Below are 15,586 nucleotides of genomic sequence, written 5' to 3' on the forward strand. Positions count from 1 at the left end.
GCCGCGTTACCATGCGATGATACGACTTTTTACCTGACATATGCCCAACATCAACGCTGGCCGGTTGCCGGCCCGCTTCGGTAATTTGACATGACGCATACGCTATCTTCTTCCGCCGGGGCCGCGGCGGACGGCCTTCTGACCCCAGCCGACCACGGCATGAGCGCCGAGGGGCTATTGCCCGAGAGCCTGCTGGCGTTTCTCGGCTGCCCGACGCCTGAGGCCTGGCTCGTTGAGGCGCTGGCAAACCCCGAGACGCTATTGATCGACCACGCCCAGTGCGAGAAAAAGGCCGCCTCCACGGCCATGAACCTGCTTTACCGCTACGTCGATCAGCCGCTGCTGCTGAGCAAGATGTCCCAGCTGGCGCGCGAAGAGCTGCTGCATTTCGAGCAGGTGGTTAAACTGATGGAAAAGCGCGGCGTGGCCTATCGCCACCTGAGCGCCTCGCGCTACGCCCAGGGGCTGCGCCGCTACGTGCGGGGCAGTGACCCCGAGCGTTTGATCGACATTCTGATTGTCGGCGCGCTGATCGAGGCGCGCAGCTGCGAGCGCTTTGCCCGGCTGATCCCCTATCTGGATACCGAGCTGGCGCAGTTTTATCGCTCCCTGGTCAAGGCCGAGGGCCGCCACTACGAGGACTACCTGCTGCTGGCCCGACAGCAGACCGAGGCGCCCCTTGACGAGCGCATTGCGTTTTTCGCCGCCCGCGAAGCGGAGCTGATACGCTCACCCGACCCGGATTTTCGTTTCCATAGCGGCGTGCCCGCCTAGCCCGCCGCTTGTCGACGCCAGGATCTTACCCATGCGCGATGCTTGCAAGACGGACCAGCTTGTCCTCCTGGGGCACTTTTCGCTCACCCTGGATCAAGATGTGCTCACCCGGTTCAGCTACGACAAGGTCAAGGCGCTGCTGGTGTACCTGCTGCTTAACCGCCAGCCGGTGAGCCGGGCAGCGCTTGCCGAGCTTTTATGGCCGGATCAGGGCGTTTCTTCCGGGCGTACCAACCTGCGTCACGCGCTGCACAGCCTGCGCCAGGCGCTGGGAGCGCATAGCGATGAGGTGCTGAGCGTATCGCGTCAGACCATTGCGCTGACTCTGCCGGAGGCCTGGCAGGTCGACCTTTACCGCTTGGAAGCGCTGCTCGACGGTCCCCGGGACCTGGCCGGCCTTGAGGCGGTGCTGGCGTGCTATCAGGGGGATCTGGTCGAAGAGCTGCAGCTGATCAGCTGCGCGGCTTTTCAGCGCTGGCTGGTGCAGGTGCGCAACGAGTGGCGCCAGCGGGTCATCCGCTTTGCCGAGCAGGCGCTAGATACCTGCGAGCCGGTACCCAATGCCGTGCTGGAAACCCTGACCCGCCGCTTTTCCGGCTACGGGCCGTTTCATCAGCGTCGGGTCAAACAGCTGGCCGAGCAGGGGCAGCTGGCCGCGGCTCACGAGCAGTACAATGCCTACCTGCAGCTGCTGGCGCTGTCCGGCCAGCAGCCCGAGCCCGCGTTTCTACAGCTGGCCCGCTACTGGTCGGACGCCGCCGCCCCCCAGGCGGTGACGCACCAGGGCGCCTATTCTCGAGCGCTTGCCGCCGATAGCGAGCCGCTGCGCGAAGACGAGATCGAGCTGCGCCAGCTGTCGGTCATGGCCATCCGCCTGACGCTTGAAGGCGAATGGCAGGAGCGCGGCGCGCTGCAGCACTGCCTGGCGCTGCAGCGCGCGCTTTTGCGCTGGCTGGAGCAGCAGTGCCATCACCTCGGCGGCTTCTGGCTGCCCGGCGCCACCGGCGGGCTGGGGCTTGCCTGTTTCGGCACCCACGGGCCGGCCCACCAGCTGGCCGAGCTGGTGGCGCTTTACGAACACTGCCGCCACGCGCTGCCCCAGGAGGCGGCGCGCCATTGGCAGGGCGAAGGGGAGGTGCCGAGTTTCACCCTGGCGGCCGGGCTGCACAGCGGCCGGGTCATCTACCTGCCCGAGCGCCAGCTGGCGGACCCGCTGGGCCAGGTGACGCAAACGTCGCTCGAGCTGATGGGCGCGGCGGAAGGCAGCGAGCTGGTGATCTCCCGCGAGGCCAGCCAGCACATGCCGCCGGCGCTGGACCTGCAGCCGCGGCTGACCACGCGACGGGTGGCAAGCGACGGCCGGGTACGCCTGCGGGCGCTGGCGCTGGGCCGGGGCGAGGGCCGCTGGGAGGCGGTGCCGCCGAGCCTGGTGGGGCGCGAAACCGCGCTGCGCCAGCTGCGCGATGCGCTGGCCCGGGCCGGTATCGGGCTGCGCCAGAGCGTGCTGGTGAGCGGTGCCGCGGGCGTGGGCAAATCGGCGCTGATGGTCGGGTTCCGCCAGCTGGAGCTGAGCCGCGGCGCGGCGGTTTGCTGGCAGCCGATGACGCGCCTTTCGGTGCTCGAGCCGTACGCCGTGGCCCGCCGGCTGGTGGCCTGGCACGTTGATGCACGGCCCGACGCCGCCCACTTGCGTGCCCTTCAGGGACGGCTGGCCATGCCCGAGCTGGAAGCCGGGCGCCAGCGGCTGCTGGAAGAAGCGCTGGGGGCCAGTGAGGCGACCGACGTAGCTCGGCTGACGCGCAGCGCAGAGGCCACCGAGCTGGTGGTGGCGCTGGTTCAGCGGTTAATAGAGCGCCTGGCCGCCGAACGCAGCCTGATGCTGATGATTGACGACCTGCAGTGGGTCGACGAGCCGTCGTTCAAGATGCTGGCGGCCCTGCAGGCGCGCCTGCCCATCAACGCGGCGTTCATGCTGGTGGCCAGCCATCACGGTCGCGAAGCGCTGCCGGGCAAGCTGCACTGGGACCAGCAGATAGCGCTGGGGCCGCTGGATGAGCTGCAGTCGTCGCGGCTGCTAACGCTGCTGGCAAAGCGCTACCGCCTGCACCTGAGCCCGCGGCTGCGCTCCCGTATCATCGAGCGCTGCGACGGGGTGCCGCTTTACCTGCAGGAAATCTGCCGGCGGCTGGACATGGACCGGCGCGACGGCCGCCCGATGCAGCTGGACGCGCTGCCCAACGGTCTTTTTGGCCTGCTGGCCAGCCGTATCGACCAGCTGGGCGGCGATCGTCACGTGGCCCATGTCGCGGCGGTACTCGGCCGCCGTTTTCGCCAGGATTTTCTCGCCGCGAGCAGCGAGCTGGACGCAACGGCCCTTGGCCGCGCGCTCGAGCACATGCTCAAGCTCGAAATCATCGAGCCGGTGGACGACCCGCAGGGGGGTGCCAAGATGTACCAGTTCAGCCATCAGCTGCTGCAGGAAGCCGCCTACCTGTCGTGCCCGCGGGACGTGCGCGTGACTCTCCACCGGCAGGTCGTCGCGCTGATCGAAGCGCGCTTTCCGATCTGGATCAGCCGCCATCCGGGCGACTTCGCCGTGCACCTGGCGCGAAGCGGCCACGATGCCCGCAGCGCCCGCTATTTCGAGCTTGCCGCCCGGGAGGCGCTCAAGGTCAGCGCTAACCGCACGGCGCTGCGCATGGCGGATTCGGGGCTGGAAAGCCTGGCGCGGGTGGACTACGACCCCGCCCGGCAGGTCAGCCTGCTGACGGTGCGCGGCCAGGCGGCGTTTGCCCTTGAGGGCCACGGCTCACCCATGGCGCTGGAAAGCTTCCAGCGCGCCCGCGCGCTGCTGGAAAAAACGCCCGGGGAAGACGGCGCGCCCGCCGATACGGGCGCGGAATTTCTGGTCAGCTGGGGGCTTTGGGTCGCGCGCAGCCAGCGCTACGACCACCGGGAGGCTCAGGCCCTGGTGGCGACCCTGATGGATCTGGCGGGGCGGCTTGAAGAGCCGCGCTACCGCCGGCTGGCGGGCTACGCCCGGGCCCACAGCGCCTACTGGACGGCCAACGTCGACGAGGCGCACCGCCGGCTGGAAGCGCTGGATCCGCTCAATGCGCCGATGATGATCGAGTGGCTGCCGTTTTCCGATCACCCTCAGGTGTCCGCGGCGTGCTTTCAGAGCTGGGCGCTGTGCCTGTACGGCGACTATGCCCGCGCCGAGCGCCAGGTGGAAAGCGCGATACGCCTGGCCGCGCGGATCAATCATCCGGGCACGCAGGCCATGGCGCACCTGGTGGGGGCCGCACTGTACCGCCAGCTGGGGCACGTGCACCTGGCCAGCCGCCATGCCGAACGGGCCGCCGCCATTGCCAATACGGCGGATCTGGCGCTGTGGCAGATCTCGGCCCGGGGTGTGCGTGGCTGGCAACGGGCGCTGGGCGGCGATGGCGAAGGACTTGCCGAGCTGGAAGAGTGCCTGACGCACATGGCCGAGCTCACCGGCTTTGAGCGCTACCTGCGCCCGGTGCTGTGGTACACCGACGCCTGCCTGGCGCTGGGCAAGCTGGATACGGTAGAAGGCTATCTCGACCGGTGCCTCAAGATTGCCCTGAAGCGCGATACGCTGTTTCTGCCCGAACTTGCCGTTCAGCTGGCCTACGTGCGCGATCGCCAGGGGCGGCCGACGGCGGACGTAACGGCGCTCGCCGAGCTGGCGCTTGGACGGGCGCGCAAGCAGGGCAATCGCCACCAGGCGCTTGCCGCGCTCGAGCTGTGGCTGACCCTGGTTGCCCCGGACGATGAGGCGGCGCTTGACGACTTTCGGCGTCTGCTGGGAGAGGTCCGGCACAGCGATGCGCCGGTGCTGCTGCGCTGGATGAGCCTTGCCGAGCGGCGGCTGGCCGCGGCTTCCCCTGAATCATGACCGGCTCAGGCGGTCAGGGTTTCAAGCGCGGTGAGCGTGTCCAGGGCGTCGTTGCGGTGCTCGCCGCAGACGGCGGCGTCGTAGTCGAACTGCCGGCAAACGGCCGGGCGGCGAGGGTCGTTGAATAGCCGGCAGAGGTTATCATCATCCAGCTGGGCGCAGCGCTCGCCGGCCGGCTTGCCGTCGGGCATTCCGGGAATCGGCGAGCTGATGGAAGGCGCGATGCAGCAGGCGCCGCAGCCCGGGCGGCAGCCGTCAGAGGTCGACGCCGGCGGCGCCTCGGCGGGGGCGATATAAAATACCCGGCCGGCCGCGCTGTCGGTAGCAGGGCGGCTCACGAGTGGCCCGGAGCGCTTGCGTAGGCCAGCGGATCGCGCGCGCCGTTGGCGGCGAAGGCCTCGAGCCGTTCCCGGCAGCTGGCGCACTGGCCGCAGGCGAGCTCGCTGCCCGCATAGCACGTCCAGGTCTCGGCGTAGTCAAGCCCCATGGCCAGGCCGTCCGCCAGAATGTCACTTTTCGTCCGGTCCAGGTAGGGGGCATGCACCTCGACCGGCGCCAGGTTGGCAAGGCCCGCGGCGTGGCGCATGGCCTCGACAAACTCGGGGCGGCAGTCCGGGTAGAGGACGTGCTCGCCGCCGTGGGCGCCGTAGTCGACGCGGTCGGCGCCGATGTTGACCGCCTTGGCAATGGCAAGCGATAAAAGAATCATGTTGCGGTTGGGGACCGCCGTCGCGGCGAGGTTGTCCTCGGCGTAGTCGCCTTCGGGGACGGAGCGGGAGGCGTCGGTGAGCGCGGAGTTATCGATCAGGCCGTGTATCGCGCGGATATCCACCACCTGATGCGGTATGTCCAGCGCTTGACACACCCGGCGAGCCGTTTCCAGCTCGCGGGCGTGGCGCTGCCCGTAGTCGAACGACAGCGCATGGACCCGGCGGCCTTCGCGCAGGGCGCGGTGCAGTACGGTAAAGGAGTCCATGCCGCCGGAATAGATGACGACGGCGGCGTTTGATTCAGGCGTGTTCGGGGCAGGCATACGGTGTCCTTGGGCGGAGAGTGTATAGGCCCCGAGGGCGGCGGGGCGCATCCGGGATCCGGTCCGGCGCCGGGCAGTTTACGCCAGTCAGGCAGCCCATAAAAGGCGCGATGCCTGAGCTTGCCCTGCCGAGGCGGGATTTGTGAGGCCCGCCTTGCCGGCGTGTTAGGCTTGGCATCATGGCCCTGTGCCTACGCCAAAGACTTTTACCCGGGGAAACCCTCATGGCCACTATTGAACATAGCGAGATTGTCAGCGCCGCCCCCGAGCGCGTGTTTGCCCTGCTGCGCCGGGTCGAGGATTTTGCCGACTATTCGGATCTGATCGAGCGCATCGAGCCGCTGGGCGATGAGCGCTACCGCTGGTACGTCCACGCGCTGAAGATGGACTGGACCTTCGACGTGGCGGTGGTGGAGGCCAGCGCGCCGACAACGCTTGCCTGGAAATCGCTGAGCGGGGTGAAAAACCAGGGGCGCTATCACCTGGAGCGCGTGCCCGAGGGGACCGAGGTGACCCTGACGCTGAGCTACGAGATCGGCAGCCGGCTGATGGAAAAGGCCGTCAACCGGGCGGCGACGCCGCTGGTAAGCAAGGTCAGCCGGCAAATCCTCGAGCGGGTGGAAGCCAGGCTCGACAACGGCGATTAGTCGTCGCTGCGCTCCCCGGCCCAGGGCGCGATGAATAGCCGGCGGCGCGCGGCGCTGTCAAGCGGCAGGGCGAGCAGGTGAACAAGCTTAGTGTAGACGGCTTCCGGGGTCATATCGGCGCCGGAAAGCACCCCGGCCCGGTTAAGCCCCTGGCCGGCGGCGTAGGCTCCCATGGCTACTCTGCCCCGGGGGCACTGGCTGACTGCGGCCATCAGCTTGCCCCGGTCGCCCGCCCGCCTGAGCACCTCGAGCAGCGCCGGGTCGTCGGCAATGTTGCCCGCACCCCACAGCTCTAAAAGCGCCCCTGCCACCCGGCTATCCTCCAGCCAGGCGCCCAGCTGCCAGGCTGCCATGCCCGGCCACAGCACGATTCTTGCGACCTCACCCTGATTCACCTGGCCATAGTCCGCCGGCGCGCGGGTCAACAGCCTGACGACGTCGGCGTCGGGGCCGGTGTTCCGGGGAGGGGCGAACAGCCGCGGTGCCCCGCGGTATTCGCCCAGCAACCGGGCGTTGGGGCTGGCGAACGCATCCGCCGCCGAGGCGTGCTCTTTGATGGCCCGGGCGCCGTGGAGCAGGCGGCCGGCAAAATACACCGCGACGCCGTCAAGGCCAGGCTCCGCGGCGAAGCGCAGCGCGCCCTCAAGGTTATCAAGCGCGTCGCTGCCCGGCGCTTCCAGCGGCTGCATGGCGCCGGTGACGATGACCGGAAAGCCCGGGGTGCGCAGCTGCAGGGAAAGGCTCGCCGCCGTCCAGCTCAGGGTGTCGGTGCCGTGCACCACCACGACGCCGGCGTAGTCGGCGCGATGCGCTCGAATATCTTCGGCCAGGGTGTGCCAGTCCCGCGGCGTGACCGCGCTTGAGTCAATCAGGCGCGAGTAGCTGTGTACCGCCCGCGCCGGTAGCGCCCGACGCCTGTCTACCGGCAGGGTGGCCAGCGCTTTTTCCAGCCGAGCGGCGAAGTCGCCGCCCGGAGCCAGGCCGCCCTCGCCGGGCAGCATGCCGATGGTGCCGCCGGTATAGATGACCCGCACCGGCAGGGCTTGACGGCGGTTAACGGTATCGTCCATGCGGCTCTCCTGATCCTCGGTTAGAGGTGGGGGCGCAGGTCGCCGCGCACGGCGTCCAGCAGGGTGATGAAGTGGTAGTCGTGGTCGTTATCCAGGCAGTCCACCTGAACGTTGGTGCGCATGCCTTTGTCCATGTGCACGCGATCGAAAATTTCCAGGGTGACCTTGCGCGCGGGCTTGTCGCCGGGGGCGATGACGCCGTCTTCCAGGGTGAAGGTTTCCAGCAGGGTGGCGCGTATCCGCGCCTGCTGGCCTTCGCTGAGCAGGCGGCGGATAAACAGCCAGCCTTCGCATACCAGCGCTTCGCCGTCTTCCCGGGTGCGCAAAAACAGCGTGCGGTAGCAGGCGCCTTCGGCGGCGGCTTTTTCCGCCATGCTGCGGTAGGCCTGCATGACCTGCCGGGAGGAGGCGTGGGCCTCTTCCAGGCGCTGGACGATGCCGGCGTGCTCCCGGCTCAGCTGTTCCTGGCGCTGAAAGGTGAGCCAGCGGCGGTAATCGGCAATTAGGCTGGACGACGCCATAGTCACTCCACGTTGTGTCAATAAAAAAGGGCAGGCCGCGCTGGGCGCTAGCGGCTCTGGGAGCTGCGCTGACGGTTGCGCGAGCGCCGCGGCTTGCGGTTGCGGTCGGAGCTGGGCGCGCGACTGTCGCTGCGCGGTTTGCCGGAGCGGCGGCCGTTTTCAATCGGCTGGGCGACGGCGTTGGGATCCGGCTCGAAGCCCGGCTCCACCCGGCGCTCGAGCGAGGTCTTGATCACCCGCTCGATGTTTTTCAGCAGCTGGGCTTCATCGATGCAGACCAGCGAGACGGCTTCGCCCTGGCTGCCGGCGCGCCCGGTGCGGCCGATGCGGTGCACGTAGTCTTCGGCGACGTTGGGCAAATCGAAGTTGACCACGTAGGGCAGCTGGTGGATATCCAGCCCGCGCGCGGCAATGTCGGTGGCGACGAGCACCTGCAGATCTCCGCTCTTGAAGGCCCCCAGCGCCCGAGTTCTCGCGCCCTGGCTTTTATTGCCGTGGATGGCCATGGCGGGGATGGAGCGCTTGGAGAGCTGTTCGGCGAGGCGGTTGGCGCCGTGCTTGGTGCGGGTAAAGACCAGCACCTGATACCACTGCTGGGTGTCGATCAGGTGGGCCAGCAGCTCGCGCTTTTTCTCCCGGTCGACCTGATAGACGGTCTGCTCGATCTTTTCCGCGGTGGTGTTGCGCGGCGCCACGTCGATCTGCTTGGGGTCGTCCAGCAGCTGTTTGGCCAACGCCTGAATATCGTTGGAGAAAGTGGCGGAGAACATCAGGTTCTGACGCTTGGTCGGCATCAGCCGCAACAGCCGCTTGATGTCGTGAATAAAGCCCATGTCGAGCATGCGGTCGGCTTCGTCAAGCACGAGAATTTCCAGGCTCGAGAGGTCGACGTGGCCCTGCTGGTGCAGGTCCAGCAGCCGCCCGGGCGTGGCGATGAGGATATCGACCCCGCGCTTGAGCGCTTCGACCTGGGGGTTCTGGCCCACGCCACCAAAGATGACCTGAGTTCGCAGCTTGAGCCCGGCGCCGTAAGCGGCAATGCTCTTGCCCACCTGGGCGGCGAGCTCCCGGGTCGGCGCCAGCACCAGCGAGCGTACCTGGCGGCTTTTCGCCGGCCGGCCGCGCTCAAGGAGCTGAAGCATGGGCAGGCCGAAGCCGGCGGTCTTGCCGGTGCCGGTCTGGGCGCTGGCCAGCAGGTCGTGGCCCGCAAGGACCGTAGGAATCGCTTGGGCCTGAATAGGGGTGGGCGTGGTATAGCCTTCGGCGTTGATCGCTTCAAGCAGTTCGGCCGTTAAGCCAAGGTCAGAAAAATCCATAGTATCTCCGCACGGCGCCGGAAACGATCGCCGTGTGATAAAACGCCGGCAAGCGCTGCCCGGCGTAGTCAACAATAATAAAAGCGTCGCGCGCTAAACGCGGTCGCGCATCATAACACGGCGCGCCGGATGCCGGCGGCAATCTCGTCGGCGGCTTGCTCAAGGCTCTGGCCCAGGGCGCGCACCAAGGCGGGGTAGCCGTCTTGCTCAAGGGCGGTGCGGGCGCTGAAGCTGTCCATGTGCAAAAGGCGGCCCTCGGCGCTTCGCAGCTGCCACTGGCCGCTGGCCACGGCGTAGCCGTCGTGGCGTCCCTGGAACTGGTCGATGCTGACGTCCAAGTTATAGGCGTCGTTGTCGCCCGGGCTTGCCTGGGTGACGCGCCAGGCCGGCAAGTCCTGGGACAGGTGCGCCTTGAGATTGCGCGTCAGCTGCTGATCAAGGCCTTCGGCCCAGCGGTGCTCTCGGGCTTCGCGAAGCTCGATGTCGTCAAGCTGCATGACGATGCCCTCGACGTCCAGGTAGTGCGCCAGGCGTAGCCGCCCAAGCGCCAGCGTCGCCTCGGGCGCGCTGGGCACTTCAGGGGTAGCGGCCGGCAGCAGGTAGCGCGAGGACGGCGACACCTTACCGGCACAGCCGCCAAGCCCGAGGCCCAGCAACAGCACGGCGAGCAATGGCAAAAGGCGCTGGAAGACAAGCATGGCATTTCCTTTTTAGTGGCGTTGACATCGGGCGCCGGTGCGTGATCAGGGAGCTTCCGGTGCCCGCGGCACGGGATCTTCGGTATCAAGGTTGTCAAACAGCAGCGCCCGCGGGTTCTCGTTCAGCGTTTTGGTTAGCGGCTGCAGGTCGCGCAGCAAGCGTTCGATGCGTTCCATGGTCGAAAGAATGTCCCGGTACGCCGGCGAATTCGGCGATACGCCCTCAAGCGTAGTGCGAAGCTCTTTGAGCGTCTCGTTCAGATTGCTGCCGATGTTTTGGGTTTCGGGGCTGTCGAGCAGGTTGTTGAGCGACTCGGAGACGCCCTGTACTTCGTTGAGCGTGGCTTCGGCCGCCTGCATGTTGCGGTCCAGCCCGTCGAGTAACGGGTCGACATCGAGCTCGTTGAGCTTTTCCAGCAGCGTGGTGATCTGCGCCTGAATCTGCGCGAAACCGCCGGTGGTAGTGGGGAAGACGCGCACGTCGGCAAAGGTTTCGGCAGCGTAGTCGTCGCTTTCGCTATCCTGGAAGTTCAGGTCGACAAACAGGGCACCGGTGAGCAGGTTGCCGTTTTTGAGGGTGGCGCGCAGGCCGATATCGAACATCTGCCGAAAGCGCGTCTGCCACTCGTCAAGGTCGAGCCCTTCATCGGCAATGCCCAGGCGCTGAGGCTCGATCCGGATCAGCACGGGGATGGCAAAGCTTGAGCGCGAGTCCGGCTGAGGCGCGGTAAAGTTCCAGGGCACGGCGGCGACGGTCCCCACGCGGACGCCGCGAAACTCGACCGGAGCGCCTTTTTTCAGGCCGCGCACGGTGTCGTCGACCAGCAGGACGTATTCGATGTAGCGATCGAAGGTGCCCTGGCGCGCGCTGTCCTCATCGGCATACAGGCTGAAGCGGGTGTTGGAGTCGACGGCCTGGCCCGTGGGCAGGTCGGCGGGGACGCCAAAGGTGACGCCGCCGCCCAGCAGGGCTTCGAGGGATTCCAGGTTGACCCTGATGCCGTCGGCATCCAGGCGAAAGTCAATGCCGCTGGTGTTCCAGAACCGCGTGTTGTCGGTGACCAGGCTGGCGTAGGGTTTTTCGATAAAGATGTTGTGCGACACCTGGCGCTCTTCGGGCTTGAAATTGACTTCTTCGACGCGGCCTACGGTGTAGCCCTGATAGGAGACCGGGTCGCCTACCTTCATCGAGTTGCCAAGCTCGCTGACCAGGGTGAGCTGCAGACCGGCGACGCCTGTTGGCGCTACCGGCGGCACGTCGCTGACCGTGAACTCGCGCTTGAGCTCGTCGGAGCTGCCCGGCTCAAGCTGGATATAGGCGCCGGACAGCACGGTGTTAAGCCCGCTGATGCCTTCCCGGCCAATGCGCGGCTTGACCACCCAGAAGCGGCTGTCTTCGGTGAGCATGTCTTCGGCCTCGGGATGGATCCGGGCGCCGATAACGGCGTGGGAGAGATCGTCGGACAGACGCACGCTCTGGACCTGGCCGACTTCGACGTTGCGCGTGCGGATCAGGGTCTTACCGGCCTCGATGCCTTCGGCGTTTTCCATGGTGAGTTTGATCTGGGTGCCGCGGCTGGAGTAGTTGTCGTAAACCAGCCACATGCCGATGACCACGGCGATCAGCGGAATGATCCAGATAGGCGATAGCCTTGCCTGAGCCGACGCCTTGGCCCGATCCAGCCCCGAGGTCGGCGTGGGATCATTGGGCGTGCGGTGGTCATTTGGTGTTTCATTAGCCATCGACAGTTCCCTGAAAGGCGGTGTGAGTTTGCGCTTTGGCAGCCGGCAAGGGAGCGTCCCAGATCAGGCGCGGGTCAAACGACATGGCGGCCAGCATGGTAAGGATGACCACCGCGCCAAAAGCCAGCTCAGCGGGGCCGGGAGTGATCGACATCAGCGTCCCGGCGCGGATCAGCGCCACAAGGATGGCCACAACAAAGACGTCGACCATCGACCAGCGGCCGATAAAATCGGTGACGCGATAGAGGACAGTGCGGCTTTGGGCGTTGATCGTGCGGCCTCGACGGGTGACAAGGCATAGCCAGCTAAGGGCGAACAGCTTGCCGACCGGCACCATGACGCTGGCAACGAAAATAACCAGCGCAATGGGCCACGAGCCTGACTGGTAGAGCTCAACGACGCCGCCGATGATGGTGGACGAGGAGGCTTCCCCCAGGCTGGTCACGTTCATGATCGGGTACAGATTAGCCGGAATATACAGGATCGCCGCGGCGACGAGAAATGCCCAGGTGCGCTGAATACTGTGCGGATGGCGGGCGTGAAGGCGCTCTCCGCAGCGCCGGCAGCGCGTCTTGCCTGTGGTTTCCAGGCGGTTGACCAGCCCGCAGGTGGCGCAGCCGGTCAGCTGCTGGGCCGCGGCGGGAGCGCCTGTTTGAGCGCCTTCCGGTGCCAGGGGTTCGCCGTCGAGGGAAAACCACAGCCAGTCGGCATCCAGCGACTGGCTGGTCAGCAGCAATAAAAAGGCGAAAACGCAAAACGCCCAGAACGATAGCCCCAGCGATATCTGCGCCAGACCGGAAATCTTGATCAGGCTAACCAGGGCGCCAATGATGAAGACATCGGCCATCATCCAGGGCGTCAGGTGGGTGAGCGCCCGGGCAATATCGCGGCTGAACGGCAGCGGGCGATAGCGCATCAGCCCCAGCTGTAGCCACATGACGGCCAGCAGGTAGCAGGCCGGCAGCACCACGATGGTCAGGATAACCACAACGGCTACTACCGGCTGATGAAAGTTGATGAGCGCCGTGGCGGTCTGGTGCAGCTCGATACGGTTGCTGACGCCGCTGACGCTGAAGCTGATAAAGGGAAACGAGACGGCTACCAGCAGGGCGATGAAGGCGGCAAAGGCTAGCGCCATGCTGCGCTGGGCCGGGTGGTGATGGCGCCTGACCAGCGCATGGTGGCAGCGCGGGCAGGCGGCTTTTTCGCCGGGGCTCAGCGGCGGCAGAGCACAGAGCCAGTCGCATTCGTGACAGGCGCGCAGCCGCCGGCGCCGAGTGTGGATCTCGGGCGGCGAACGGTCTACATAGGGGGCCTGGCGGGGGAGCGCAGGCCGTTTGAGCAGACGATACTGAACCAATCCTTCTCCTTACTACGCGCTAATGCGTTGGCAAGCCTCGGGGCATGTTCGGCACGCTTTTTTCCTGAGCGTGGATCAGCGCTTGACGCGCCCGGCCGCTTCCATAACGATGCAGCGGCGATAGTACCCAGATAAACCCACGAAGGAAACGTTATGCTGCTTCCCGTCCTGGCCGTGATAGCCGGCCTGGTGTTATTGGTCTGGAGTGCCGACAAGTTCATTGACGGCGCGGCGGCGACGTCGCGCTGGCTCGGGCTGTCGCCGCTGCTCATCGGCATGCTGGTGATCGGTTTTGGCACCTCGGCGCCGGAAATGATGGTGTCGGTGCTTGCCGCGCTACAGGGTAGCCCCGGGCTTGCCGTGGGCAACGCCTACGGCTCCAATATTGCCAACATTGGTCTGGTGCTGGGGCTGGTGGCGCTGCTGGCACCCCTTGCCGTGCACTCAAGCGTCATCCGCAAGGAAATGCCGGTGCTGATGATGGTCACGGTGCTGACCGGGGTTATCCTGCTCGACGGTTTTGTGGCCCGCTGGGAAGCGGCGATGATCTTGCTGATTCTCGGCGGTTTCATGACGCTGAGCATCCTGCAGTCGCGAGCGCAAAAGGACGACGCGCTGATGGATGAGGTCAGCGACTCGCTGGATAGCCAGCCCATGTCCCGGGGCGCCGCGCTTGGCTGGACGCTCACTGGCCTGGTCGTGCTGATCGGCAGCTCGCGTTTGCTGGTATGGGGCGCGGTCGATATTGCCACGGCCTTTGGCGTCAGCGAACTGGTTATCGGGCTTACCGTGGTGGCCATCGGCACATCGCTGCCCGAGCTTGCTTCATCGGTCAGCGCGCTGCGGCGCAAGGAGCACGATATGGTGCTGGGCAACGTGGTGGGGTCCAACCTTTTCAATACGCTTGGGGTGGTAGGGCTCGCCGGGGTGATTACTCCGATTGAAGCAGGGCCGGACGTGCTTACCCGGGACTGGATCGTGATGACGGTGATGACCCTGCTGATGATCATCTTTGCGTTTTCCTGGCGCGGGCGCCCGCGCAAGATTAATCGCCTCGAAGGGGGCATCCTGCTCGCCCTGTTCGTGGCGTACACTACCTACATGGTATCCATGGTCATCGCCTGACGCGATTCTGGGCGATGCAATAACAAAAAAGGAAACGACCATGCGGCATTTTTTGCAACGCTTACCCAAGGCGGAGCTGCACCTGCATATCGAGGGAACGCTTGAGCCGGAGCTGATGTTCCGGCTGGCCGAGCGCAACCGTATTACGCTGCTCTACGCCGATATCGAGCAGGTAGAAGAGGCGTACCGCTTTCGTCACCTGCAGGAATTTCTAAATCTTTATTACCAGGGAATGAACGTGCTGTGCACGCCGCAGGACTTTCATGACCTGGCCATGGACTATTTCATTCGTGCCCGGGATGAGGGCGTGATGCATATCGATATGCATTTTGACCCCCAGGCGCATATACAGCGGGGCGTGCCTCTGGCAAGCGTGATGCAGGGCCTGCTGGGCGCGGTGCGCCAGGCCGAGCAGGCGCTTGATCTGAGCGTAGGCCTGATCATGGCATTTTTGCGCGATCGCCCGGTGGCTGAGGCGGCTTCTCTGCTCGAGCAGGCGCGCGACTACTGGCCGGACCTGCACGCCGTCGGCCTGGACAGCGCGGAGAGTGGCTATCCGCCGGGCCGCTTTGCCGACGTATTTGCTCGGGCCGGCGAGCTCGGGCTGGCCCGGGTGGCGCATGCCGGCGAAGAGGGGCCGGCTGCCTATGTGCGCGAGGCGCTTGACGAGCTTGGCGTTGAGCGCATCGATCACGGCATACAGTGCATGACCGACGACACGCTGGTAGAGCGCTTGAGGCGTGAGCAAACGGTGCTCACCGTTTGCCCGCTTTCCAACGTCAGCCTTGGCATCGTCGACAGGATGGCGGCGCATCCGCTGCCTGCCATGCGGGAGGCGGGTCTCAATGTTACGCTCAGCTCGGATGATCCGGCGTATTTCGGCGGCGGCATGCTAAGCAATCATCTGGCGTGCGCGGAGGCGTTTGGCTGGGACGCAACGACGTTCCTGTCGCTCAGCCAAAGCGCTATCAGCGCAGGCTTTATGCCCGAAGCAAGGCGCCAAACGCTGCTGGGCCGCCTCGCCGACCTGGCGTGGGCGTCGGGGAAGTAAAAAAAGCGCGGCGAACAATTGACGCCGGTTTAATCGCTGGTATGATACGCACCCATCGAGAGGCAGCGCCAAGCGCGACTTCTCAAGCTCTTTAACAAGTTGATCAGGTAATTCATGTGGGCGCTTGCCTGGGTGGGTGACAAATCACCTACTATCAAGGCAAGCGACTCGTCAGAATTTGGAAATCTCGATTTCTGGATTTTTTGAGAACGTTTGAAACCTTGAGCCAAGTTTGATCCGCTTTTTCCAATGCCCTCGGGCAGCGGAAAGCAAGGATCACAATGATCGTAAACCGAAGAGTTTGATCATGGCTCAGATTGAAC

13 protein-coding genes are annotated in these 15,586 nt (G+C 65.6%); 5 read left to right on the forward strand and 8 right to left on the reverse strand.

What is annotated here, in order from left to right; genetic code table 11:
* Nucleotides 1–159: 159 nt before the first annotated feature.
* Together RS027_RS11180 and RS027_RS11185 are read left to right on the forward strand one after the other, a co-directional pair.
* Nucleotides 160–774, forward strand: a complete 615-nt coding sequence (locus RS027_RS11180; protein ID WP_311956919.1) for a MiaE family protein — start codon at nt 160–162, stop codon at nt 772–774.
* Nucleotides 775–805: 31 nt separating this feature from the next.
* On the forward strand, nt 806–4,699 hold the full coding sequence (locus RS027_RS11185; protein WP_311956898.1) for an ATP-binding protein: 3,894 nt from the start codon (nt 806–808) through the stop codon (nt 4,697–4,699).
* Between the two features lie 5 nt (nt 4,700–4,704).
* Here RS027_RS11185 and RS027_RS11190 read toward each other — a convergent pair whose 3' ends face one another.
* Nucleotides 4,705–4,992: a YkgJ family cysteine cluster protein gene (locus RS027_RS11190; protein ID WP_311956921.1), complete on the reverse strand. Its 288-nt coding sequence runs from the start codon at nt 4,990–4,992 to the stop codon at nt 4,705–4,707.
* 41 nt (nt 4,993–5,033) lie between these two features.
* Complete coding sequence (queC, locus tag RS027_RS11195) at nt 5,034–5,732, reverse strand: 7-cyano-7-deazaguanine synthase QueC (protein ID WP_311956900.1); 699 nt, start codon at nt 5,730–5,732, stop codon at nt 5,034–5,036.
* Between the two features lie 224 nt (nt 5,733–5,956).
* Here queC and RS027_RS11200 point away from each other — a divergent pair, with 224 nt between their 5' ends.
* On the forward strand, nt 5,957–6,379 hold the full coding sequence (locus RS027_RS11200; RefSeq protein WP_311956902.1) for an SRPBCC family protein: 423 nt from the start codon (nt 5,957–5,959) through the stop codon (nt 6,377–6,379).
* On the opposite strand, the gene RS027_RS11205 is transcribed toward RS027_RS11200, so the two are convergent.
* From RS027_RS11205 to RS027_RS11230, 6 genes are all read right to left on the reverse strand, one after another.
* Nucleotides 6,376–7,449, reverse strand: a complete 1,074-nt coding sequence (locus RS027_RS11205) for an asparaginase (protein WP_311956905.1) — start codon at nt 7,447–7,449, stop codon at nt 6,376–6,378. The genes RS027_RS11200 and RS027_RS11205 overlap by 4 nt on opposite strands.
* Before the next feature lie 20 nt (nt 7,450–7,469).
* Entirely contained in the window at nt 7,470–7,970 is a 501-nt protein-coding gene (locus tag RS027_RS11210) for a hypothetical protein (RefSeq protein WP_311956907.1), read from the reverse strand.
* Nucleotides 7,971–8,017: 47 nt separating this feature from the next.
* Nucleotides 8,018–9,286, reverse strand: a complete 1,269-nt coding sequence (locus RS027_RS11215; protein ID WP_311956908.1) for a DEAD/DEAH box helicase — start codon at nt 9,284–9,286, stop codon at nt 8,018–8,020.
* 110 nt (nt 9,287–9,396) lie between these two features.
* The gene (locus RS027_RS11220; protein ID WP_311956909.1) at nt 9,397–9,984 is read right to left on the reverse strand and encodes a PqiC family protein; all 588 of its coding nucleotides are present in this window, start codon (nt 9,982–9,984) and stop codon (nt 9,397–9,399) included.
* 45 nt (nt 9,985–10,029) lie between these two features.
* Entirely contained in the window at nt 10,030–11,727 is a 1,698-nt protein-coding gene (gene pqiB, locus RS027_RS11225) for an intermembrane transport protein PqiB (protein WP_311956910.1), read from the reverse strand.
* On the reverse strand, nt 11,720–13,087 hold the full coding sequence (locus RS027_RS11230; RefSeq protein ID WP_311956911.1) for a PqiA/YebS family transporter subunit: 1,368 nt from the start codon (nt 13,085–13,087) through the stop codon (nt 11,720–11,722). The genes pqiB and RS027_RS11230 overlap by 8 nt, the downstream gene beginning before the upstream one ends.
* Nucleotides 13,088–13,240: 153 nt before the next feature.
* On the opposite strand from RS027_RS11230, the gene RS027_RS11235 reads away from it, so the two are divergent.
* Both RS027_RS11235 and RS027_RS11240 read left to right on the forward strand, forming a co-directional pair.
* Nucleotides 13,241–14,212, forward strand: coding sequence for a calcium/sodium antiporter (locus RS027_RS11235; protein WP_311956912.1), 972 nt, complete (start codon nt 13,241–13,243; stop codon nt 14,210–14,212).
* A gap of 40 nt (nt 14,213–14,252) precedes the next feature.
* Entirely contained in the window at nt 14,253–15,263 is a 1,011-nt protein-coding gene (locus tag RS027_RS11240; protein WP_311956914.1) for an adenosine deaminase, read from the forward strand.
* Nucleotides 15,264–15,586 lie beyond the last annotated feature (323 nt).

The organism is Halomonas garicola, assembly GCF_031935715.1.
Taxonomy (GTDB): Bacteria; Pseudomonadota; Gammaproteobacteria; order Pseudomonadales; family Halomonadaceae; genus Vreelandella; species Vreelandella garicola.